17 protein-coding genes are annotated in these 21,547 nt (G+C 65.8%); 10 read left to right on the plus strand and 7 right to left on the minus strand.

The window, feature by feature from the left end; genetic code table 11:
- Position 1: 1 nt before the first annotated feature.
- The 5 genes from bchL to bchF are packed head-to-tail and all read right to left on the minus strand — an operon-like array spanning position 2 to position 8,228.
- Positions 2–925 carry a ferredoxin:protochlorophyllide reductase (ATP-dependent) iron-sulfur ATP-binding protein gene (bchL, locus tag QUV25_RS09500; protein ID WP_300863401.1) on the minus strand — a complete coding sequence of 308 codons (924 nt, stop codon included), beginning with the start codon at positions 923–925 and terminating at the stop codon, positions 2–4.
- Positions 922–4,779, minus strand: coding sequence for a magnesium chelatase subunit H (locus tag QUV25_RS09505; RefSeq protein ID WP_300863402.1), 3,858 nt, complete (start codon positions 4,777–4,779; stop codon positions 922–924). The genes bchL and QUV25_RS09505 overlap by 4 nt, the downstream gene beginning before the upstream one ends.
- A complete protein-coding gene (gene bchB / locus QUV25_RS09510; protein WP_300863403.1) occupies positions 4,754–6,370 on the minus strand; it encodes a ferredoxin:protochlorophyllide reductase (ATP-dependent) subunit B in 1,617 nt (538 codons plus the stop codon). The genes QUV25_RS09505 and bchB overlap by 26 nt, the downstream gene beginning before the upstream one ends.
- Before the next feature lie 2 nt (positions 6,371–6,372).
- Entirely contained in the window at positions 6,373–7,713 is a 1,341-nt protein-coding gene (locus QUV25_RS09515) for a ferredoxin:protochlorophyllide reductase (ATP-dependent) subunit N (RefSeq protein ID WP_300863404.1), read from the minus strand.
- Entirely contained in the window at positions 7,710–8,228 is a 519-nt protein-coding gene (gene bchF / locus QUV25_RS09520) for a 2-vinyl bacteriochlorophyllide hydratase (protein ID WP_300863405.1), read from the minus strand. Before bchF ends, QUV25_RS09515 begins: the two co-directional genes overlap by 4 nt.
- A 383-nt stretch (positions 8,229–8,611) precedes the next feature.
- Here bchF and QUV25_RS09525 point away from each other — a divergent pair, with 383 nt between their 5' ends.
- The 6 genes from QUV25_RS09525 to QUV25_RS09550 all read left to right on the plus strand — a co-directional run bounded on the left by QUV25_RS09525 (position 8,612) and on the right by QUV25_RS09550 (position 14,987).
- Entirely contained in the window at positions 8,612–9,493 is an 882-nt protein-coding gene (locus tag QUV25_RS09525) for a B12-binding domain-containing protein (protein WP_300863406.1), read from the plus strand.
- A gap of 60 nt (positions 9,494–9,553) precedes the next feature.
- Positions 9,554–11,017 (plus strand): transcriptional regulator PpsR, encoded by a 1,464-nt coding sequence (gene ppsR, locus QUV25_RS09530; RefSeq protein ID WP_300863407.1) that lies wholly within the window; start codon positions 9,554–9,556, stop codon positions 11,015–11,017.
- 176 nt (positions 11,018–11,193) lie between these two features.
- A complete protein-coding gene (gene chlG, locus QUV25_RS09535) occupies positions 11,194–12,078 on the plus strand; it encodes a chlorophyll synthase ChlG (RefSeq protein WP_300863408.1) in 885 nt (294 codons plus the stop codon).
- Positions 12,075–13,433, plus strand: coding sequence for a BCD family MFS transporter (locus QUV25_RS09540; protein ID WP_300863409.1), 1,359 nt, complete (start codon positions 12,075–12,077; stop codon positions 13,431–13,433). The genes chlG and QUV25_RS09540 overlap by 4 nt, the downstream gene beginning before the upstream one ends.
- A gap of 28 nt (positions 13,434–13,461) precedes the next feature.
- Entirely contained in the window at positions 13,462–14,676 is a 1,215-nt protein-coding gene (locus QUV25_RS09545; protein WP_300863410.1) for a geranylgeranyl diphosphate reductase, read from the plus strand.
- Between the two features lie 5 nt (positions 14,677–14,681).
- Positions 14,682–14,987 (plus strand): hypothetical protein, encoded by a 306-nt coding sequence (locus QUV25_RS09550; protein WP_300863411.1) that lies wholly within the window; start codon positions 14,682–14,684, stop codon positions 14,985–14,987.
- Between the two features lie 5 nt (positions 14,988–14,992).
- On the opposite strand, the gene QUV25_RS09555 is transcribed toward QUV25_RS09550, so the two are convergent.
- Positions 14,993–15,307, minus strand: a complete 315-nt coding sequence (locus QUV25_RS09555) for a high-potential iron-sulfur protein (RefSeq protein WP_300863412.1) — start codon at positions 15,305–15,307, stop codon at positions 14,993–14,995.
- Between the two features lie 207 nt (positions 15,308–15,514).
- Here QUV25_RS09555 and hpnD point away from each other — a divergent pair, with 207 nt between their 5' ends.
- The 4 genes from hpnD to QUV25_RS09575 all read left to right on the plus strand — a co-directional run bounded on the left by hpnD (position 15,515) and on the right by QUV25_RS09575 (position 20,858).
- The gene (gene hpnD, locus QUV25_RS09560) at positions 15,515–16,381 is read left to right on the plus strand and encodes a presqualene diphosphate synthase HpnD (protein WP_300863413.1); all 867 of its coding nucleotides are present in this window, start codon (positions 15,515–15,517) and stop codon (positions 16,379–16,381) included.
- Positions 16,378–17,739, plus strand: a complete 1,362-nt coding sequence (hpnE, locus tag QUV25_RS09565; RefSeq protein ID WP_300863415.1) for a hydroxysqualene dehydroxylase HpnE — start codon at positions 16,378–16,380, stop codon at positions 17,737–17,739. The genes hpnD and hpnE overlap by 4 nt, the downstream gene beginning before the upstream one ends.
- Positions 17,740–17,802: 63 nt before the next feature.
- Complete coding sequence (locus QUV25_RS09570; protein WP_300863417.1) at positions 17,803–20,232, plus strand: Lon protease family protein; 2,430 nt, start codon at positions 17,803–17,805, stop codon at positions 20,230–20,232.
- A 155-nt stretch (positions 20,233–20,387) separates the two neighbouring features.
- Positions 20,388–20,858, plus strand: a complete 471-nt coding sequence (locus tag QUV25_RS09575; RefSeq protein WP_300863418.1) for an SH3 domain-containing protein — start codon at positions 20,388–20,390, stop codon at positions 20,856–20,858.
- Between the two features lie 29 nt (positions 20,859–20,887).
- Here QUV25_RS09575 and QUV25_RS09580 read toward each other — a convergent pair whose 3' ends face one another.
- Entirely contained in the window at positions 20,888–21,544 is a 657-nt protein-coding gene (locus tag QUV25_RS09580; RefSeq protein ID WP_300863419.1) for a glutathione S-transferase family protein, read from the minus strand.
- Between the last annotated feature and the right edge of the window lie 3 nt (positions 21,545–21,547).

A 21,547-nucleotide genomic window follows, 5' to 3' on the forward strand; every position in this document is an offset into this window, starting at 1 on the left:
CTCAGTCAAAACCCAGCAGATCGAAGATGTCGCGGTCCTTCATGGGCACAGCCGCCAGCGGCTCCACGCCAGCCCAGAGCGACGCAGCCAGGCGCATGTATTCCTGCTTCACCGCTTCGAGTTCGGGCGAGGTCTCCATCTCGAACAAGGTCGACTTTTTCAGGCGACTGCGGCGGATCACGTCCAGATCCGGGAAGTGGGCGGCAAGCTTGAGGCCGATCTGGTCGTTGTACTTGTCGATCTGGTCGGTGCCCGCACTGCGGTTGGCGATCACGCCGCCCAGGCGGACGTTGTAGTTCTTGGCCTTGGCGCCGATCGCCTGCACGATGCGGTTCATTGCGAAAATGGAGTCGAAGTCGTTGGCGGTCACGATGAGCGCGCGGTCGGCGTGTTGCAGCGGCGCGGCAAAACCGCCGCACACCACATCACCCAGCACATCAAAGATCACCACGTCGGTGTCCTCCAGCAAGTGGTGTTCCTTGAGCAGCTTGACGGTCTGACCGACCACGTAGCCGCCGCAACCGGTGCCGGCCGGCGGGCCACCCGCCTCCACGCACATCACGCCGTTGTAGCCCGGGAATACAAAGTCTTCTACGCGCAGTTCTTCGGCGTGGAAATCCACCGTTTCCAGCACGTCGATCACGGTCGGCAGCATCTTCTTGGTCAGGGTGAAGGTGCTGTCGTGCTTGGGGTCGCATCCGATCTGCAGCACCCGCTTGCCCAGGTGGGAAAATGCCGCGGACAAGTTGGAGCTGGTGGTGCTCTTGCCGATGCCGCCCTTGCCGTAGATGGCAAATACCTTGGCGTTGCCGATCTTGACCGAGGGGTCGAGCTGCACCTGCAGGCTGCCCTCACCATCGGTTCGACTCGAGCGGCCGCTGGCGCGCCTCAGGTCGGTCAGCGGGACAGTGGATTCGGTGATCATGCGGGCGCTCCTTCAAAGATGCCTTCTAGCCGGTCTTCCAGCTCTTCGCTTGCCAACCGAAGCGCTTTCAGCACCTCGGGGTCGGGTTGCCAGAACTGGCGCTCCGACGCCTCGATCAGGCGGCTGGCCACACGCGCGGACGCGGTGGGGTTGAGCTTGGCCAGGCGCTCGCGCATGGCGGGGTCGAGCACGAAAGCCTGCGTCAGCTGTTCGTAGACCCAGGGCTGGACCTGGCCTGTGGTGGCCGACCAACCCATGGTGTTGGTCAGGTGCACCTCGATCTGGCGCACGCCCTCGAAGCCGTGCTTGAGCATGCCTTCGGTCCACTTGGGATTGAGCATTCGGGTACGGGTTTCGAGCGCCACCTGCTCGCCCAGGGTGCGCACCGTGCCACCGCCGTGGCTGTCGCGCGTCTGGTCGCCGATGTAGACCGGCGCCACGCTGGCGGCGCTGCCGTGCGTGCGCGTCTTGGCGCGCTGGATGGCGCGGCTCACGCCGCCCAGGGTGTCGAAGTAGGTGTCAACCGTTGTCACGCCCAGCTCCACCGAATCGAGGTTCTGGTAAGCCAGGTTCACATCGGCCAGCACACTGCTGAGCAGCTGGCTGTGCTGCACCGGGCGGCCACCGCGGCCATAAGCAAAACCCTTGCGGCGGCTGTAGGTTTCGGCCAGTTCGTCGGGGTCTTCCCAGCGGCTGTTGTCGATCAGGCTGTTGACGTTGGAGCCGTAGGCACCTTCGGCATTGCCGAACACGCGCAGCGAAGCGGTTTCCAGGTCAACGCCGTGTTCTTTCTGGTAGGCCAGAGCGTGCCGGCGGATCGCATTGTGTTCCAGCGGCTCCTCGGCACTGGCGGCGAGAAACGCGGCCTCGGCCAGCAGGCGGATCTGCAGCGGCAGCAGGTCGCGGAAAATGCCCGAGAGGGAGATCACCACATCCACCCGCGGGCGACCCAGCTCGGCCAGCGAAATCAGCTCCGCGCCAGCCAGGCGGCCGTAGCTGTCGAAGCGCGGGCGCGCGCCCATGAGGGCCAAGGCCTGGCCGATCGGACCGCCCTCGCTCTTGAGGTTGTCGGTGCCCCAGAGCACCATCGCGATGGACTCGGGGAAGGCATTGCCGTCGGCCATGTGACGAGCCAGCAGTCGCTCTGCCTGGCGTGCGCCATCCTTGACAGCGTAAGCGCTGGGAATGCGAAATGGGTCGAAGCCGTGCACATTGCGGCCTGTGGGCAGGATGGCCGGCGTGCGCAGCAAGTCACCGCCGGGCGCTGGCCGCAGGAAACGACCGTCCAGCGCGCGAAGAATGCCCTCGATTTCGTGGTCCTGCACCAGCATGCCGTCGATGCGGGCGAGTTCGCTCATCAGAGTCGATACGGTGGCAGCGTCAACAGGCATCGAACCGGCGGACTGCAGACAGGACAGCGTATGCCCGGCCGCCTGCTCGGCGCTTTCGCCACCCACCAGCCGCTGCACGCCTTCGCGCAGCGCGCTGCTCTGACCTATCAGGCCATGGCTGGCTTCGGCGCAGGAGATCAACATATCAACCCGCTCGGTCGAACTCGGCGCCTGTCCGACCACATGCAGACCGCAGGGAATGAGCGTGTACTCCAGCTCCAGCACGGCGGCATTGAGCCGCACCAGGCAGGCGTCTCGGTCGCTGACCCAGGCGTCGTTCTCACCGCACAGGTCCATCGCCTTCGCTTGCGCATGAATGAGTTCGGCCAGCTCGTCGCGTTCGTCGGCGGCCTCGGGTTCCAGGCTGCGAAAGCGCTCCAGCAAATCCTTGATTTCGAGCAGACCCTGGTAGAGCCCTGCCTGTGCCACCGGTGGCGTGAGGTAGCTGATGAGCGTCGCTGCGGCCCGGCGTTTGGCGATTGTGCCTTCCGAGGGGTTATTCGACGCATAGAGGTACATGTTGGGCAGGTCGCCGATCAGGCGATCGGGCCAGCACAGGGCGCTCAGGCCGTTCTGTTTGCCGGGCATGAACTCCAATGCGCCGTGGGTGCCGAAGTGCAGCGCGGCGTGGGCGCCGAAGTCTTCCCGGATCCAGCGGTAAAAGGCGGAAAACGCGTGGGTCGGCGCGAACCCTTGCTCGAACAGCAGGCGCATCGGATCGCCCTCGTAGCCCATGCCGGGCTGGATGCCCACGAAAACGTTGCCGAAGCGCTCGCCCATCACGAAGATGCGGCTGCCATCGCTGAGCTGCTGGCCCGGCGCCGGTCCCCACTGGGCCTCGATGTCACGCAGGTAGCGCTCGCGCCGCACGTGGTCGTCCACGCCGATGAGCGCGTGCACATTGGCCGGCGCACCGTACTGCGCTGCGTTGCCGCCGATGAGTCGTTCCCGCAGCGTGTCCACGTTCTCGGGCAGTTCCACCGTGTAGCCCTCGCGCTGCATCGCTGCCAGCGTGTTGTAAAGCGACTCGAACACCGCGAGGTGGGCGGCGGTGCCGGTATTGCCGGCGTTGGGCGGGAAATTGAAAATGACTGCGGCCACCTTGCGCTCGGCGCGCTCGGAGCGGCGCAGGTCAATAAGGCGGCCCACGCGCGCGGCCAGGGCGTCCGCACGCTCGCTGCAGGTCTGCATGTCGTGCACGTCCTGCGGGTTGTCGAAATGGCAGCCTTTGCTGCAGCCGCTGCACTGCACTTGCGCCGCACCGCCACGACCGCCATAGACCATGGAACCGGTGGCGCCATCGAGTTCGGGGATGGCTACCATCATGGTGGATTCCACCGGCAGCAGGCCGCGCGCCGATGCGCCCCAGTGGTCCAGCGTCTGGAACTCCACCGGCGTCACCGCGAGGTAGGGCACGTCGAGCTTGGCGAGCACTGCCTCGGCGGCGTGGGCGTCGTTGTAAGCCGGGCCGCCAATCAGCGAAAAACCGGTCAGCGACACCAGGGCATCGATCACCGGCCGACCCTCTTTCAGGAAGTAGCCATCGATGGCGGGGCGATTGTCGAGCCCGGTGGCAAAAGCCGGGATCACGCGCAGGCCGCGCGCCTCCAGCGCGGTGATCACGCCATCGTAGTGGCCGGTGTTGCCGGCCAGCAGGTACGAGCGCATCACCAGCAGGCCCACCGTGCCGCGGCGTCCGGTCGTGGCGACGCTGGGCAGGTGAGCGACGTCGGACGACAGGCGCGCTGCCATGCGCGGGTGGTACACGCCTACCTCAGGGTAGTCGATCGGTGCAGTCACCTGGCAGCGCTCGCGCAGTACGCGGCGCGGGCCGTCGGCGTACCGCGAAACCAGGAACTGCACCAGGCTGACCATGTTCTGCTCGGAGCCAGCCAGCCAGTACTGCATGGCGAGGAAATAGGCGCGCACGTCCTGCGCCGTACCGGGTATGAAGCGCAGGATCTTGGGCAGGCGGCGCAGCATGCGCATCTGACGCGCACCAGCGCTGCTCTTGTCCTCGGGCGAAGTGTTGGCATCAGCCGTGCCCTTGCCGCGCAGCTTTTTCAGGAAGGCCATGGGGGCGCTCACCGGGCCGCTCATGTCGAAGCGGCCCATCCGCGTGAGGCGCGTGACCTCGGTGGCCGACATCAGGCAGGCCATGGCGTCGCACTGGTCACGCCGCGCTTGCAGCGCGGGCAGCACTGGTAGGAAGTGGTCTTCCATGAACAGCATGGTGCAGATCACGATGTCGCCACGCGCGATGTCGTCGATACAGCGGCGCAGCGCCTCGGGCTCGTCGGTCCATTCAGCGGCGGCGTGCACGCTCAACGACAGACCAGGGATCGCCCGCGCCAGCTGGCGGTGCGCACGCGCCGCGGCACTCGCCAGGTGGCTGTCCATGGTGACCAGGACGACCCGCAGGGCCGTGGCCCGGTCTTCAGCGGCTGAAGTGGGCTTTGGCATCGTAGAGTGTCTCAAGGGTGATGAGCTGCAGACCTTTGTCGCGTGCAAACAGCTCGGTGTTGCGGCGGGCCTTGCCGCGCACAAAAAACGGAATCTTGCGCAGCTCTTTTTCGGCATCGGCCGACCAGGTGGCGACCGCTTGAGCCGAGCTGCTGGCCGCTGCGGCAATGGCCTGTTCGGCTTCTGCGGTGGCCAGTTCGTCTGGCGCGTCGGCGGGTTCATCCACCGTTGCCTGACCGCTTGTGATGGGGCGCGACACCGCGCCACCAAGGTGCGAGGGTGCGGCGTTTTCATGGAACTCGGCATCACCCCGGAACATGCCGATGAGGTGCTCTTCCAGACCCATCATGAGCGGGTGGACCCAGGTATCGAACAGCACGTTGGCGCCCTCGAAGCCCATCTGGGGCGAGTAACGGGCGGGGAAATCCTGCACATGCACTGGCGCCGAAATCACCGCACAAGGAATACCCAGACGCTTGGCGATGTGGCGCTCCATCTGGGTGCCGAGCACCAGCTCGGGCTGCAGTTCGGCGATGCGGGCTTCCACATCCAGGTAGTCGTCGCAGATCAGAGCGTCAACGCCATACAGCTTGGCCGCTTCGCGCACTTCGCGCGCAAACTCGCGGCTGTAGGTGCCGAGACCGACCACGGTGAAGCCCATCTCGTCCTGCGCGATGCGCGCTGCGGCGACCACGTGGGTGGCGTCGCCAAACACGAACACCCGCTTGCTCGTCAGATAGGTGGAGTCCACCGAGCGGGCGTACCAGGGCGCACGGGCGTCCGCATTGGCCAACACCGGCGCTGGATCCACGGCGGCGAGCGCAGAGACTTCGCGGATGAAATCGCGCGTGGCGCCCGAGCCAATCGGCACGATGGTGGTGGCCGGTTGACCAAAGGTTCTTTGCAGCCAGCCCGCCGCCACGCTGGCTATCTCGGGGTAGAGCACGACGTTGAAGTCCGCATCGCCCAGACGGGCCAGATCGGCTGGTGTGGCACCTTGCGGTGCCGTGACATTGATGTCAATGCCCATCTGGGTGAGCAAGTCGCTGATCTCGCGCAGATCGTCGCGGTGGCGAAAGCCCAGCGCGGTCGGCCCCAGGATGTTGCAACGGGCGCGCTGACCGGGTTCACGTGGCGCACGCCTTACCGAGGTGTCAACGAGGTGACGGACCATCTGGTAGAAGGTTTCAGCAGCGCCCCAATTTTCCTTGCGCTGGTACGACGGCAACTCCAGTGCCACCACCGGAACCGGCAGGTCCAGCGCCTTGCACAGGCCACCCGGATCGTCCTGGATCAGCTCGGCGGTACACGAGGCGCCGACCATCATCGCCTGCGGGTGGAATCGCTCGAAGGCCTCGCGCGCCGCGGTCTTGAACAGCTCGGCCGTGTCGCCACCGAGGTCGCGCGCCTGGAAGGTGGTGTAGGTCACTGGCGGACGCTGGGCGTCGCGCTGGATCATGGTGAACAGCAGGTCGGCGTAGGTGTCACCTTGAGGTGCATGCAGCACGTAGTGCACACCTTGCATGGCGGTTGCGATCCGCATGGCTCCCACATGGGGCGGGCCTTCGTAAGTCCAGAGCGTCAGTTGCATGGTCAGCCTCCCGCCGCGCTGGCTGCCAGCGTGTCGCCCAGGGTCAGCGGAGCTGGCACAGGGTTGATTCTTTGCCGACGCAGCAACGGACGGCAGAACAACTCCGCGAGATCGGCGGCCTGCTCGTAGCCATGGATGGGCGTGAACACCAGTTCGATGGCCCACTTGGTGGTCATGCCTTCGGCTTCCAGCGGGTTCGCCAGGCCAAGGCCACAGACGACGATGTCAGGCCGGGCGGCGCGGCAGCGGTCCAGCTGGTTTTCAACATGCTGGCCTTCGGACAGCAGCGTGCCCGCCGGCAGAAGCGCCAGCTCAGGCGCCATGTGCTGGCGGTGCAGGTAGGGCGTGCCGACTTCGGTGAGCACCATGCCGAGTTCGCGCGACAGAAACCGCGCCAGCGGAATCTCCAGCTGGGAATCGGGAAAGAAAAAGATCTGCTTGCCAGCCAGTTGCGTGCGCTGCCTCGACAGCGCTGCGGTGGCGCGCTCGCGCGCGGGTCCAATGGCAGCCTGAAACAACGATTCAGAAATGCCAAACGCGTTGGCCGCGGCTTGCAGCCAGGCGGTTGTGCCCTCCACGCCAAGCGGGAATGGCGCGACCAGCCGCTCGGCACCGCGTGCCTCCAGCGCAGCGGCGGTGTCGGCCAGGAACGGTTGGGCCAGCAGGAAGCGGGTGTTGGGCCCGACGGCCGGCAGACGGTCGGCCTGGCGCGGCGGGAAAAATGCCACTGGGCCCAGACCCATGGCCTGGAACAGGCGCGTGAACTGGTCCTCGACCACGTCGGCCAGCGCGCCCACGACCATCAGCGCTGGTGCGGCTTCGGCTTTTGCAGGGGGCAGGCTGGGCACCATCGAGGCCAGACAGGCGTCTTCGCCCTGGGTGAAGGTGGTTTCGATGCCGCTGCCCGAGTAGTTCAGCACGCGCACATCGGGCAGGAACCGCCCGGACAGGCGCTGCGCCGCGCGCGACAGATCCAGTTTGATCACTTCCGACGGGCAGGATCCGACCAGAAACAGCAGCTTGATTTCAGGGCGCCGCGCCAGCAGGCGCGTGACCACGCGGTCGAGTTCGTCGTTGCAGTCGGCCAGGCCGGCGAGGTCGCGTTCGTCGATGATGGCAGTGGCAAAACGCGGCTCGGCAAAGATCATCACGCCGGCTGCGCTCTGGATCAGATGAGCGCAGGTGCGCGAACCGACCACGAGGAAGAACGCGTCCTGGATCTTTCGGTGCAGCCAGATGATGCCGGTGAGTCCGCAGAACACCTCACGCTGACCACGCTCGCGCAGCACCGGCGCGTCGGCGCAACCGGGTAGGGCTGGCTGGATCGGGATCACCGCATTCATGCCGCGGCTCCAGAAGGTCCATGTGCCCGAATGTCATCGCTTTGCTGCAGGCGCGCCGCGCGCAGCTTGAGCAGAAACTGCGCTGCGTTGATCACGTAGGCGGCGTAGGCGGCCAGAGCCAGCAGCATCAGGCCCTGCGGCGAAAGCAGCCCCAGCCACAACGACAGCAGGTAGGCGCTGTGCAAGGCCAGCACCGCCATGCTGAAGACATCTTCCCAGTAGAAGGCGGGCGCGAACAGGTAGCGGCCGAACACCACCTTTTCCCAGATGCAACCGGTGACCATGATGGCGTAGAGCGCCAGGGTCTTGACCACCACCGATGCGATGGCAGCGCCCTGCCCTTCACCCGTCAGCAGAAACCGCAGCACCAGGACGAGGCTGACCAGGAAGATCAAGAACTGCACGGGCGCCAGCACACCTTGCACCAGCGTCCACACCGTGGCGTCGCGACGCTGTCGCTCCTGCGGGGTGTAAAGCGGGCGCACAACCGGGGTGTGCGGCGTTTCGGAATGCATCGGACGGGTCTCCTTCGTTCTTGCTGGAGCCCAATTTAGAGCTTCCCAACGAAAGTGTCAACTTTTATTGACGTATATTTTTATTGACATTCTCAGCCACCATAGTAAAGTTTTTTGTACGGGATACCCGATAGGTTTTGACGGTTGCGCTTGACACAGGTACAACCCAGGCAGGTCCAAATGCGATTCGGACAAGATCCGTCAGCTTTGAGCCCCTAGAATTTCATTACGCAAACCACCTGATGGCGTAAGAAAGCACCGGCAATGACCGTGGCCCCTGCGTGAATCGGCACCCGCGCAAAAGCGCAGAGGAGACACGGAACATGGGCTCTACTTCAAGGCATTCCTCACCCCAACCCGAGGAAATACCGCTAGCCCCCCCCATGAACGAGCGGGCTGGCGACGGCATCGACCCAGGCGGTGTGCCCGTCATCGGTGACTTGCTTCGAACCGGGGACGAGGAGGCCTCCAACGACGACGGCCTGCGCGCCGTATTGCTGGCCAAGGCGGTCGAATACGAAATCATCCCGCGCCTGATGCTGGCTCACCGAGTGCCTCAGGAATGCGCCGAACACCCCCTGACCAGCCACCAGCGCGTGACGCCGGAAGATGTGGCCCTGTTTGCCGAGCTGGTGCTACACGAGGAAGACAACGTGGTGCGCGACTGCGTGATCGCACTGCGCGACCGCGGTGTGCCGGTCGAGGCCATCTTCCTTGACCTGCTGGCGCCGGTGGCTCGACACCTGGGAGAAATGTGGGAGCGCGACCTCTGCACGTTCACCGAGGTGACGGTGGGCCTGGGCCGGCTGCAGAAGGTGCTGCGTGAAAACAGCGCGTCCTTTGGCCAGTTCAATGGCTCGCACCAAGGAGAAGCAGGCCGACGCATTCTGTTGATGCCTTGCCCGGGCGAGCAGCACACCTTTGGCCTGTCGCTGGTGGCGGAGTTTTTTCACCGCGCTGGCTGGGACGTGGTGACCAGCTTTCTCGCCACCGATGCCGCGGCCATCATGGTGAAGAAAGACTGGTACGACGTGGTTGGCTTTTCCCTCGGCGCCGTGGCCGGCGCGCCCAAGTTGTCGGCCGCCATTCGCCTCGTGCGCGAGGTCAGCGCCAATCCCCAGATCTCTATAATCTGCGGCGGCCCTGCGTTCATCCTGCAGCCGGAAGTGGGGACGACGGTGCCGGCCGACGCGATCATCACCGATGGTCCTCGGGCGCCGGCACAGGCGGAAAAGCTGGTCACAGACGGTCATTTACGTATATAAGCATAGAAAGTTCGTTCTGCTGACACCCACCAGACCACGCCCAAACCCAGAAAGCACTCCATGACGCAGGCTCTGCCCGTCTCAGTCCAGCGGCGTTTCGACATGCCTGGGCAGTTCCTTGGTCAGTTGAGCGCCGATGTTGCTGCTGAACTGATCACCGCATCGGCTGATGTGGTGTTGATCCTGGACGCCGAAGGCGTCATCCGGGACATCTCGCTCTCCAACGAAGAGCTTGTGACCGCCGGGTGCGAGGCGTGGGTGGGTCAGCGCTGGACCGATACCGTCAACACCGAGAGCCACGCCAAGATTGAAGCCCTGCTCAAGAGCCGCGGGGAGCCGACCAGCGATGGTGTGCGGTGGCGCCATGTGAACCACATCCTCAGCGACGGCGGCGAACTGCCTCTGTCTTATGCCCTGGTGCCGGTCAACCGCGCAGACGATGGTGGGCAGGCCAGCCACTCGGTGGCGTTTGGCCGGGACTTGCGGCCGCAAGTGGTGCTGCAGCAGCGTCTGGTCAATGCCCAGCAGTCCATGGAACGCGATTACTGGCGGCTCCGTCAGGTCGAGACCCGCTACCGCCTGCTGTTCCAGATGGCCTCCGAGCCGGTGCTCATCCTCGAGGGCTCGATTGACAAGCTGGAAGAAGCCAACCCAGCGGCCTACGAGCTCTTCGGCGAGCGCGCGCAGGTGTCGGGTTGGACGTTGAACCAGAGCCTCGACCCCGCCAGCCAGCAGGTGGTGCGCGACTTGCTGGATCGACTGCGTGCCAGCGGCCGGGCCGAACCCGTCATGGTCCGCCTGGTGGATGGAGCGGAGGACCTGATCCTGTCGGCCTCGCAGTTCCGGCAGGAAAACTCCCAGCATTTCCTGCTGCGCTTCTCCAAGCCCCAGGATGCCACCGCCATCAGTGCCTCGCGCGCCCGCCAACTGCTGCTCCAGGTGATGGAAGGCGCGCCGGACGCGCTGGTGGTCACCGACCCCGAAGGCCGCGTACTCAGCGCCAACCGTGCGTTTCTCGATCTGGGCCAGCTTGGCAGCGAAGACCAGGCGCGAGGTGAGCTGCTCGACAAGTGGCTGGGGCGTACCGGGGTGGATTTCCGGGTGCTGCTGTCCAACCTGCGTCAGCACGGGGTGGTTCGACTGTTCGCAACGCAACTGCGCGGGGAGTATGGCTCGACGGTGGAGGTGGAAATCTCCGCGGTGGCAGTGAACGCTGGCAGCCAGCGCTGCCTGGGCTTCACCATCCGCGACATGGGGCGTCGGCTGGTCAACGAAGGCCGTTCGGCCAAGGAGTTGCCGCGCTCAGCCAGCCAGATGACCGAGTTGGTCGGCCGACTGCCGCTCAAGGACATCGTGCGCGAGACCACCGACCTGATCGAGCAGCTGTGCATCGAAGCGGCCCTTGAGCTCACTGGCGACAACCGCGCCTCGGCGGCTGAGATGCTCGGTCTGTCGCGCCAGAGCCTCTACATCAAGTTGCGCCGTTTCGGCATCCTCGAAGGCACGAGCGAAGACGTGCACTGAGCCGCTCGATCGGCTCAATCGCCTAACCCAAAGCCTCCCGCCAGCTTGTCTGGCGAAACCATCCTGCGCGGGTTCCGCGAGTGGATCGCTGGCATGCACGTGAAAGCCCCTGGCACGCCGACAGCAACTGTCATCTTTAATTGACACTATCATGTGTAAGGTGTACAACCCTTCGCATGGCCCGCCCAGCGCTGTCAGCCGTCACCGAGCTGTTCAAACCCATCACCTGGTTTCCACCCATGTGGGCCTTTGCCTGTGGCGTCGTGGCCTCAGGCGTCTCGATGGACGGGCGCTGGCTGTTGGCCATCGTGGGCATTGCACTGGCTGGTCCACTGGTCTGCGCCACCAGCCAAGCGGTAAACGACTGGTTCGACCGCCATGTCGACGCCATCAATGAACCCCAACGCCCCATTCCCTCGGGCCGCATGCCCGGCCAGTGGGGCCTGTACCTCGCCATTCTCTGGACCGCCGTTTCGCTGGCCGTGGCCACAGTGCTCGGGCCCTGGGGCTTTGGCGCCGCCGCGCTTGGTTTGCTGCTGGCCTGGGCTTACAGCGCACCGCCCGTGCGACTGAAGGAAAACGGCTGGTGGGGCAATGCAGCCTGCGGCATCAGCTACGAAGGCATTGCCTGGGTCACCGGGGCGGCGGTCATGGCCGGTGGCGCCATGCCAGGTGGTGAATCGCTGGTGCTGGCTGCGCTCTACAGCGCAGGCACTCACGGCATCATGACGCTCAACGACTTCAAGGCCGTGGCCGGTGATCGCCAGATGGGCGTGCGCTCTTTGCCGGTGCAGCTCGGTGTGGACCGCGCCGCACGCGTGGCCTGCTGGTTCATGGCGCTGCCGCAACTTGCGGTGATCGCGCTGCTGCTGTCCTGGGGACAGCCATGGCACGCGTTCGCGGTGGCGGTCTTGCTGGTGGCGCAAGGCGCGATGATGCGACGCTTCCTGGTTGATCCGACGGCGCGTGCGCTCTGGTACAGCGGCTTTGGCGTGCCCCTGTTCGTGGCCGGCATGATGGTCAGCGCGTTCGCCCTGCGCGGCCTGGGGTCTGGCGCATGAGGCCCTTCGGCTGGGGCAGCGTGGCCCGCCTGGGTGTGGTGCAGGCCTGCCTGGGCGCGATCGTGGTGCTGACCACGTCCACCCTGAACAGGGTGATGGTGGTGGAGCTGGCCCTGCCCGCACTGCTGCCCGGTCTGCTGGTGGCGCTGCACTACGCGGTGCAGATCGCACGCCCACGCATGGGCCACGGCTCTGACGTTGGCGGGCGGCGCACGCCCTGGATCATCGGCGGCATGGCGGTGCTGGCGCTGGGCGGCGTGCTGTCGGCGTTGGCCACGGTCTGGATGGCCAGTGAGCCTGGCGCCGGCCTGGCGCTAGCGGTGCTGGGCTTTTCACTCGTGGGCTTGGGCGTGAGCGCCAGCGGCACCTCGCTGCTGGTGTTGCTGGCCAAGCGCGTGCCCGAGAGCCGGCGCGGCGGCGCCGCGACCATGGTCTGGATGATGATGATCGCTGGCTTTGCGCTCACCGCGGGGCTCGCTGGCCACTTCCTCGACCCGTATTCGCCCGAGCGCCTGCTGCTGGTGACTTCCACCGTGTCGGTCGCGGCGTGGATCATTTCCTTGCTGGCGGTGCACGGCCTGGAGGGCCACGAAACGACTGGCTCTGCAGCGCTGATCCCCAGCCCCGCAGCACACAAGCCCCGCTTCCGCGAAGCCCTGGCGCAGGTCTGGGCCGAACCTGTGGCCCGGCGCTTCACCATCTTTGTGTTCATCTCTATGCTGGCCTACAGCGCGCAGGACCTGATCCTGGAGCCGTTTGCCGGCGCGGTACATGGCTACACCCCAGGCGCGTCCACGCAGCTGGCGGGCGTGCAGCATGCGGGCGTGCTGGCCGGCATGCTGATGGTGGCGATCGCGGGCGCCATCGCCGCTCGCTGGGCCGCGCACCCTGTGCTGCGCCACATCGGCTCCCTGCGGGCCTGGACGGTGGGGGGCTGTATCGCCTCGGCGCTCGCGCTGCTGGGCCTGATGCTGGCGGGTTTGCACGGTGCCGGCTGGCCGCTCAAGCTCAACGTGTTGGCGCTGGGCGTGGCCAACGGCGCGTTTTCTATTGGTGCCATCGGCTCGATGATGCGCCTGGCTCACGAAGGTGGCCCCGCACGCGCCGGTATCCGCATGGGCCTGTGGGGCGCGGCACAAGCGATGGCCTTCGGCATTGGTGGGCTCATCGGCACCGGTGCCAGTGATCTGGCGCACCACCTGCTCGCGCTGCCTGGCAGCGCTTACGCCACGGTGTTTGCACTCGAAAGTGCTGCCTTCCTGCTGTCAGCCGTGCTCGCCTGGCGCATCTCGACCACGCCCTCCCCGCAAGCAGCGCGCACGCGCATGCAGTTTCCCACCCCGGCCAGTCCCTGAGCGGCGGTCTTCACCCGAGGCAATTGTCATGAACACTCTGGAAACCTTCGATGTGGTGGTGGTCGGCGGCGGCCCGTCCGGAGCCACGGCTGCCCATGAACTCGCCAAGCAAGGCCACTCGGTGCTGCTGCTCGACCGGGGCGGCCGAATCAAACCCTGCGGTGGCGCCATCCCCCCGCGCCTGATCCAGGACTTCGAGATTCCCGACGCGCTGCTGGTCGCCAAAGCGCGCTGCGCCCGCATGATCGCGCCCTCTTCCAAACACGTGGACATTCCAATCGACAACGGTTTTGTCGGCATGGTCAACCGCGAGGCCTTTGACGAGTGGTTGCGCGAACGCGCCGAGCACGCGGGCGCGGTGCGCCGCACCGGTCACTTCGATTCGCTCAGCCGCGACAGCGATGGCGTGAGCGTGGTGCACTACCACGTGCGCGCGGGAAAGCGCGGCAGCGCGAGCGTGCCGGCCCAGGTGCGGGCACGCAGCATCATCGGTGCCGACGGCGCTCGCTCGGGTGTCGCTCGGCAGGGTGGCGTGCCCAGCGCTGAACGCACGCGCTATGTCTTTGCGTACCACGAGATCGTGCGCGCACCCGAAGGCGCGCAGCGCCCGGCAGGCTACGACGACGCGCGCTGCGATGTGTACTACCAGGGGCGTTTTTCACCCGATTTCTACGGCTGGGTGTTCCCGCACGGCGACACGCTGAGCGTGGGTACGGGCAGTGCCGACAAGGGCTTCTCGCTCAAGGGTTCGGTGCAACGCATGCGCGAGACCAGTGGCCTGGCGGGCGCGGAGACCCTGAGGCGCGAAGGCGCACCCATCCCCATGAAACCGCTGCCGCGCTGGGACAACGGACGCGATCTGGTGCTGGCCGGCGACGCTGCGGGTGTCGTGGCGCCAGCCTCGGGCGAAGGCATTTATTACGCGATGGTGGGTGGGCAGCTGGCCGCTGAATCGGTGCATGCCTTGCTGAAGACGGGCGATGTCCAGGCACTGCGGCTGGCGCGCAAGCGCTTCATGAAGCTGCACGGCCAGGTGTTCTGGGTGCTGGGCATCCTGCAATGGTTCTGGTACGGCAGCGAAAAGCGGCGCGAGCGCTTTGTGAAGATCTGCGAAGACCGTGACGTGCAGCAGCTGACCTTCGATTCGTACATGAACAAGCGCCTGACCCGCAAGAAACCGATGGCACACGTGCGCATCTTCTTCAAAGACCTGAGCCACCTGCTCGGACTGGCCCGGGTGTGATCGAGATGGCCACCATGCAGGCGCTCTGGGACAGTGGCCGCTGGATCGATCTGGCCTTGGCCATCGTGCTGGCCGAGGTGCTGATCGTGGCCTGGATGGTGCAGATGACTGGGCGCCACCTCTGGTTTCGCGCCTACCTGCTCAATCTGGGCTCCGGCCTGTGCCTGATCTTCGCCCTGCGCAGTACCCTGGCCGATACCGGCTGGGCCATGCCTGCCCTGTGGCTGGCGCTCTCAGGCGCATTGCATGGCGCCGACCTCTGGTCAAGGTGGCGCCAAGCGGCCGACCGCAGAGCGGTACGGCCGCGCTGAAGGCATCAGGCCTTCTTGGCGTAGGCCGAGCACCAGCCCTTGGCGGCCACGTGCTTGCCGGGGAAAATACCGCATGGACCCGATGCCTCACCGGCCTTGCCGGTGTAAAGCGCACAGTTGCTGCACAACTGGGTGGCGGTGTGCTTGGGGAACTTCTTGGCGTCCACCTTGGTGCTGTCGGCGGCATAACCCAGCGACATCGCCTGGGCGTCTTTCTCGTTGACCAGGGGCGCAGCTTGCGCATGGGCGCTGGCTGCCGCCAAAGCAGCGCCGCCAGCGGCGACTTGCATCATGAAAACACGGCGATTGGAAACGGACATGGATAGCCTTTTAAGGGTGGATGAGAAACTGCTCGCTGATTGTCCCGCGACCCGTCTTAAGAAAAACTGACAAATCACAAGCTTGAGCGGCCCAGTCACCTATTACCGCATTCAGGCTTTGCCCGCTGACATGGAAAGACCGCCAGCGACACGCCCCTGCAGGGCCTCCGCGGGGCCTGTTTACACTCAGCGCAACCCGCCGCCGCCATGACCCCCCAAGACTACGTTCAGCAAAAAGCCGCCGCTTCGGGCAGCAGCTTTTACTACGCCTTTCTTTTCCTGCCCCCTGAGCGCCGCGCCGCCATCACCGCCTTCTACGCTTTTTGCCGTGAGGTGGACGATGTGGTGGATGAGGTGACCGATGTGGGCATTGCGCAGACCAAGCTGGCCTGGTGGCGCAGCGAGGTGGCCCAGGCCTACGCTGGCGAGAATAACCACCCGGTGATGCAGGCTCTGATGCCGCACACCGAGCGTTTCGACATCGAAGCGCGGCACCTGCTCGCCGTGATCGATGGCTGCCAGATGGATCTGGAGCAGAACCGCTACCTCGACTTCGCCAACCTTCAGCAGTATTGCCATCTGGTGGCCGGCGTGGTGGGCGAGGTTGCGGCCCGCATCTTTGGCCAGACCGATCACCAGACCACCGCTTACGCCCATCGCCTCGGGCTGGCTTTTCAGCTCACCAACATCGTGCGCGATGTGGGTGAAGACGCGGTGCGTGGCCGGATCTACCTGCCGGTCAACGAACTGCAGCGCTTTGACGTCAAGGCCCACGAACTGCTCAAACGAGGCGAAGCGCCCGGCATGGACAGGGCCGACTTCGAACGGCGCTTCCAGGCCCTGATGCGCTTCCAGTGTGAACGCGCCATGAGCACCTACGCCGACGCCCTGGCCCTTCTGCCCGAAGTCGACCGGCGCAGCCAGAAGCCGGGCCTGATGATGGCCAGCATCTACCGCACCCTGCTCCAGGAAATCGCCACCGACCCCCTGCTGGTGCTGACACGCCGCGTGAGCCTCACGCCGCTGCGCAAGTTCTGGCTGGCTTGGAAGGTTCAGGCACTGGGCCGTTTGTGAAGACGACCGTGGCCATCGTCGGCGGCGGCTGGGCTGGCATGGCGGCTGCCGTGGCGGCAGCGGATGCGGGCAATGACGTCACAGTCCTGGAGGCCACCCGCCAGCTCGGCGGGCGAGCGCGCGCGATGTCCGCCACCCGGCCCGACGGCGTGGCGCTTCAGCTCGACAACGGTCAGCACATTCTGATCGGGGCCTACAGCCAGAGCCTGGCCCTGATGCGGCGCGTTGGTCTCGACCTGCCGAAGGTGCTGGCCGCGCTGCCGCTGGCACTGCCCTACCCCGATGGCCAGGGACTGCAGACGCCCGGCTGGGCAAGCCGTCTGCCCGCGCCGCTGGATGCGCTGGTCGCCATCGCCACCGCCCGCGGATGGACCTGGGGCGAGCGGCTGGCACTGGTGCGGGCGTCGCTGGCCTGGCAACGGTCAGGCTTTGCCTGTGCCCCTTCGCTCACCGTCAGCGGCTTGTGCAGCCGTCTGCCTCAGCGGGTGATGGACGAGCTGGTCGAGCCCCTGTGCGTTTCGGCGCTCAACCTGCCCGCCAGCCAGGCCAGCGCCGAGGTCTTCCTGCGGGTGATGCGCGATGCGCTCTTCGGCGCGCAGGCGGGGCCATGGTCGGCCTCCAGCCTGCTGCTGCCGCGGCTGGACCTCAGCGCGCTGTTTCCAGACGCAGCGGCGCGTTGGCTGGCCACGACCCATCCAGCGTCTGGCCGGGTGCTCACCGGCGCCAGGGTGACCACCCTGCAGCCGATGGTCAGCGGCTGGCGCCTGATGGGCCAGCGCGACGGTGAGACATTCGATCGGACCTTCGATGCGGTCATCTGGGCGACCGGCGCCGCAGCAGCAAGCCGAGCCATGCAAGATGCCTCCGATCGCTCACCGGAGGCCACCGCAAGCGCACTGCACACCTGGGCCACCACCGCCGCGGCGCTCGAGTTCACCGCCATCACCACGGTGTACGCCTGGGGCCCCGGCGTGCGGCTGACACAGGCCATGCTCGCGCTGCGCAGTCAGGCCGGTGCCCCGGCTCAGTTCGTGTTCGACCGCGGTCAGCTCAATCCGGCTGACCCGAGCGCGCAAGGTGTGCTGGCGTTTGTGATCAGCGCGAGCAGCGGTGAGCGCGAGGCCCTGGAGCGGTCCGTGCTGCAGCAAGCGCGTGATCAACTGGGCCTTCACCAGCTGCAGGCCATCCAGACCGTGGTGGAAAAACGCGCGACCTTCGCCTGCACGCCCGGTCTGCAGCGCCCCGAAGCCTCGATCGCACCCGGCCTCTGGGCAGCGGGTGACTATGTGGCAGGCCCTTACCCCGCCACGCTGGAAGGTGCGGTGCGCAGCGGGCTGGATGCTGTGACCCGCCTTTGATTTCGGGGCTTGCGCATTCGGATGATGTGCGCATGATGGTGGTGACTCGTATCCGTTCACACCATGCCCGCCAAAACCCTGTTCCCTGATCAACTGCGTTTGCAGATTGACCCATCCTCCCTGGGATTTGCCTCCACCGCCGACCTGCAGGTACCCAACTTGCCCTGGATTGGCCAGGAGCGTGCCGAACAGGCCGCGCGCTTTGGCCTCGCCATGGAGCAGCCAGACTACAACCTGTTCGTGCTGGGCGAGGTGGGCAGCGGACGCGCTTCGCTGTTGCATCAGCTGACCCAGGCCGTCGCTGCCGAGCGGGCCGTGCCGCCCGACCTGTGTTACCTGCACAACTTCAAGTCACCTGATCGGCCACGCGCGCTGCGCATGCCGGCCGGGCAAGGGCGCGTGCTTCGGCAGCTGATGGTGCGTTTTGTCCGCTTTCTGCAAGACGAAATCCCGGCGCGCCTGGACAGCGAGGACTTCAAGACCGACAGCGAACGCATCGAGAACGTCTACAAGACCGAAGAGACCAAGGCCTATGCCAAGCTCGACGCCTTCGCCGATGCGCATGGCTTCAACCTGTACCGGGAATCGGGTCGACTGGTGTTCACGCTGCGCGGTGCCAAGGGCGGAGCCCTGACCGAAAACGAGGCCCGTGCCCTGCCCAAGGAACGCCGCGCCCAGGTGGATCAGGCCGAGCAGGCCTTGCGGGAAGAGATAGCGCAGTTCCTGGAGACCACACGGCCGCTGCTGCGCACTATGAACGAAGGCCTCGCCGCGCTCAGGCGGCAGGTCGTCAGGCCGCTGATCGACCACGAGCTGCAGGCAATTCGCAATCCTCTGAAAAAACAGATCAAGGACGCGGTCAAGCTCGGCAGCTACCTCGATCAGGTGGCACAGGATGTGCTCGAGCACCTGGAACTTTTCCTGCCGCAGGACGACGATGATGCTGAGCGCCAGGAAGCCTTGTCTCAGCTGCTGCTGGGCTATCGGGTCAATCTGGTGGTGGACAACGCCGAACTCGCCGGTGCGCCAGTAATCGTTGAAGACAACCCGGTCTACCACTCGCTGTTCGGGCGCATCGAGTACCAGGCCGAAGAAGACGTGCTTCTGACCGACTTCTCCCGCGTGCGGGCCGGCAGCCTGATCCGCGCGCACGGTGGCTTTTTGCTGCTGCACCTGCGCGATCTGGTCGCCGACCCGCTGGTCTGGGAAAAGCTGCGTCGCTTCATGCGCTCGGGCAAGGTGCAGATCGAAGAGCCGAGCAACATGCTGATGCCGATGACGGCAGTTTCGTTGCAGCCACAGGGGGTGGACGTCCACACCAAGATCATCCTGATCGGCTCCACCGAGGAGTACTACGCGCTGCAGGAAGTCGATCCCGAGTTCGCACGACACTTCCGCGCCAAGGTCGATTTCGCCGAAAGCTTTGTTGCCACCGCAGACACGCGCGCGGCCACCGCCCTGTTTGTGGCCCAGACCTGCCGCAAGCTGGGCCTGCGCCACCTCAGCGCAGCCGCCGTCGCGCGCGTGCTGGAAGACGCACACCGTCGCGTCGACGACCAGTCCCGCCAGAGTGCCATCTTTGGCCATATCGAGGCGCTGGTGTCCGAGAGCGCGGCGGCGTGCGATGCGCGCGGCGGCGGCCTCGTGGAGGCGGTGGATGTGGCCTCGGCGCTGGATGCCCACCGGCTGCGTCACGATTACCCCGAGCAGCGCCTGCGCGAATCGATCATTGAAAGGGAGCGCCTCATCGATGTGCGCGGCGCGCGTGTCGGCCAGATCAACGGCTTGACCCAGATCGATCTGGGGGACTGGCGCTTCGGCTTGCCGGTTCGCGTGACCGCACACACCCACGCCGGCTCTCAGGGGCTGCTCAACATCGAGCGTGAGGTGGCGATGTCTGGCCCGATCCACGACAAGGGCGTGCTGATCCTGCACAGTTACCTGACCCATTTGTTCGCCCACCTCGCGCCACTGGCGCTCAATGCCGCCCTGGTCTTCGAGCAGGAGTATCACGGTGTCGAGGGGGATTCCGCCTCCTGCGCCGAGCTGTATGCCGTGCTGTCAGCGCTGGCGGGTGTACCCCTCCGGCAAGGCATCGCGGTGACCGGCGCCCTCAACCAGCACGGCGAGGTGCTGCCGGTGGGCGGCATCAACGAAAAAATCGAAGGCTGGTTCCGCGTCTGCGAGGTCGCCGGGCTGAACGGTGAGCAAGGTGTGCTGATCCCCGAGCGCAATCGCCGCCACCTGATGCTTGATCAGGCCGTGGTCGCTGCCGTGCAGCAGGGCCGGTTTCACATCCACACCGCGGCACACATCAGCGACGGCCTGGCGCTGCTCACCGGGCAAGCCTCTGGTCTGCCATCGAGCGGACAGGAGGGGCCTGGCTATGCGCCCGAGAGCGTGCTCGGACAGGCCGAGCGCAGCCTTCGGGTGTACCGTCGGGCGTATCAGCGCATGGCTGGCCTGCCCCGATTACGCCGGCACTTGCCCTGACCGCCGGAGCGAGGCCAGTACCATCGAGATTGCGGCCAGTGGCTGACCACGCTGAAAACGCCCGCCCACTTCGCTGCCTCAAGGGAACCACCGCCCTCAAAGTCGCTCACTCCACACAAGACACCCACACACTTCATCGAAAGGAACCTCAGCGGATGACAAGGAAAGCCCACACCCAAACGATCGCGACCCTGCTGGCCTGGTGCACCATCGCCCTGGCGTCCACGCTGGCTCAGGCGCAGCCAGCCAGCCAGATGGTCAGTGTCAAGGGCAGTATCCTGAACATGCGATCGGGTCCGGGCACTCAGAACACCATTCTGTGGGAGCTGCAAAAAGGCTACCCGCTGCAAGTGACCCAGCGCAAGAACCGCTGGCTCAAGGTGAAAGACTTCGAGGGCGATTCGGGCTGGGTCGCCGCCTCGCTCACAGGACGAACGCCACACCACATCGTGAAGGTCAACAACGCCAACGTGCGCAGCGGGCCCGGTACGCAGCACCGCATCGTGAGCAAGGCGACCTACGGCGAGTTGATGCGCACGCGAGAGAAGCGTGACGGCTGGGTGCGCGTGGAGCGCAACGAGGGCAAGAGCGGCTGGATCTCCAAGAAGCTGCTCTGGGGCTGGTGAGCCCGTGCTGGTGCTGCAGGCCCTGACGGTCAGATGCCCCTGGCCTTGACCGCCACGTGGGCGGGCCGCTCGATGCAGCGCACGATCCAGTCGTGCGTCAGCGGGTGCGCCGCCATCAGCTCGTGCGCCGGCCGCGCCCAGTTCAGCACACTGGCCACACAAAGATCGGCCACCGTGAAGCGCGCAGCCGCCAGGTGGCTATGCCCCTGTTCTCTCTGCCGGCTCAGGTGCTGCTCGATCACGCGCAGCGGCGCGGCCAAGCGCCTCTCGGCCGCCTCGGCCAGTTCGGGTTTTCGCCGCTCGGCCGGCATGACCATACGGTGCATCAGCACCGTGAGCGCATCGGACTCGGTTTCGGTCACGGCCCAGAAACTCCAGCGCAAGGCGTCTGCGTCTTCACCCGCATCGACCGGCGTGATGCTGCGGCCGTCGGGCTGGCCGTGGTGGCGCGCGATGTAGAGCGCACAGGCCATGCTTTCCCAGACCACCACCTCCTTCCCCGGTGCGCGACGGTCCACGACCACCGGAATATGACCGTTGGCATTGAGCGCCAGGAAATCCGGGCTGCGCGTGGCGCCACCCTGGTAGGGGAGGTTGACGTGTTCGAAGGTCAGCCCCAGCTCGGTCGCGGCCCACAAGGGGCGCACGGCGCGCGAAGCGGGAATGCCGTAGATGGTGAGACTCATGAA

Origin of the sequence: Hydrogenophaga sp. (assembly GCF_030373245.1) — a bacterium.
Taxonomy (GTDB): domain Bacteria; phylum Pseudomonadota; class Gammaproteobacteria; order Burkholderiales; family Burkholderiaceae_C; genus Hydrogenophaga.

What these genes read in the sequence shown, in the direction of transcription:
- QUV25_RS09515 (WP_300863404.1), bottom strand. Translation starts at nt 7,713, where the DNA reads ATGAATGCGGTGATCCCGATCCAGCCAGCCCTACCCGGTTGCGCCGAC.
- QUV25_RS09545 (WP_300863410.1), top strand. Translation starts at nt 13,462, where the DNA reads ATGAACACTCTGGAAACCTTCGATGTGGTGGTGGTCGGCGGCGGCCCG.
- QUV25_RS09555 (WP_300863412.1), bottom strand. Translation starts at nt 15,307, where the DNA reads ATGTCCGTTTCCAATCGCCGTGTTTTCATGATGCAAGTCGCCGCTGGC.
- QUV25_RS09580 (WP_300863419.1), bottom strand. Translation starts at nt 21,544, where the DNA reads ATGAGTCTCACCATCTACGGCATTCCCGCTTCGCGCGCCGTGCGCCCC.
- ppsR (WP_300863407.1), top strand. Translation starts at nt 9,554, where the DNA reads ATGACGCAGGCTCTGCCCGTCTCAGTCCAGCGGCGTTTCGACATGCCT.
- QUV25_RS09525 (WP_300863406.1), top strand. Translation starts at nt 8,612, where the DNA reads ATGAACGAGCGGGCTGGCGACGGCATCGACCCAGGCGGTGTGCCCGTC.
- QUV25_RS09505 (WP_300863402.1), bottom strand. Translation starts at nt 4,779, where the DNA reads ATGCCAAAGCCCACTTCAGCCGCTGAAGACCGGGCCACGGCCCTGCGG.
- bchF (WP_300863405.1), bottom strand. Translation starts at nt 8,228, where the DNA reads ATGCATTCCGAAACGCCGCACACCCCGGTTGTGCGCCCGCTTTACACC.
- QUV25_RS09575 (WP_300863418.1), top strand. Translation starts at nt 20,388, where the DNA reads ATGACAAGGAAAGCCCACACCCAAACGATCGCGACCCTGCTGGCCTGG.
- QUV25_RS09570 (WP_300863417.1), top strand. Translation starts at nt 17,803, where the DNA reads ATGCCCGCCAAAACCCTGTTCCCTGATCAACTGCGTTTGCAGATTGAC.
- chlG (WP_300863408.1), top strand. Translation starts at nt 11,194, where the DNA reads ATGGCCCGCCCAGCGCTGTCAGCCGTCACCGAGCTGTTCAAACCCATC.
- QUV25_RS09550 (WP_300863411.1), top strand. Translation starts at nt 14,682, where the DNA reads ATGGCCACCATGCAGGCGCTCTGGGACAGTGGCCGCTGGATCGATCTG.
- hpnD (WP_300863413.1), top strand. Translation starts at nt 15,515, where the DNA reads ATGACCCCCCAAGACTACGTTCAGCAAAAAGCCGCCGCTTCGGGCAGC.
- QUV25_RS09540 (WP_300863409.1), top strand. Translation starts at nt 12,075, where the DNA reads ATGAGGCCCTTCGGCTGGGGCAGCGTGGCCCGCCTGGGTGTGGTGCAG.
- bchL (WP_300863401.1), bottom strand. Translation starts at nt 925, where the DNA reads ATGATCACCGAATCCACTGTCCCGCTGACCGACCTGAGGCGCGCCAGC.
- bchB (WP_300863403.1), bottom strand. Translation starts at nt 6,370, where the DNA reads ATGCAACTGACGCTCTGGACTTACGAAGGCCCGCCCCATGTGGGAGCC.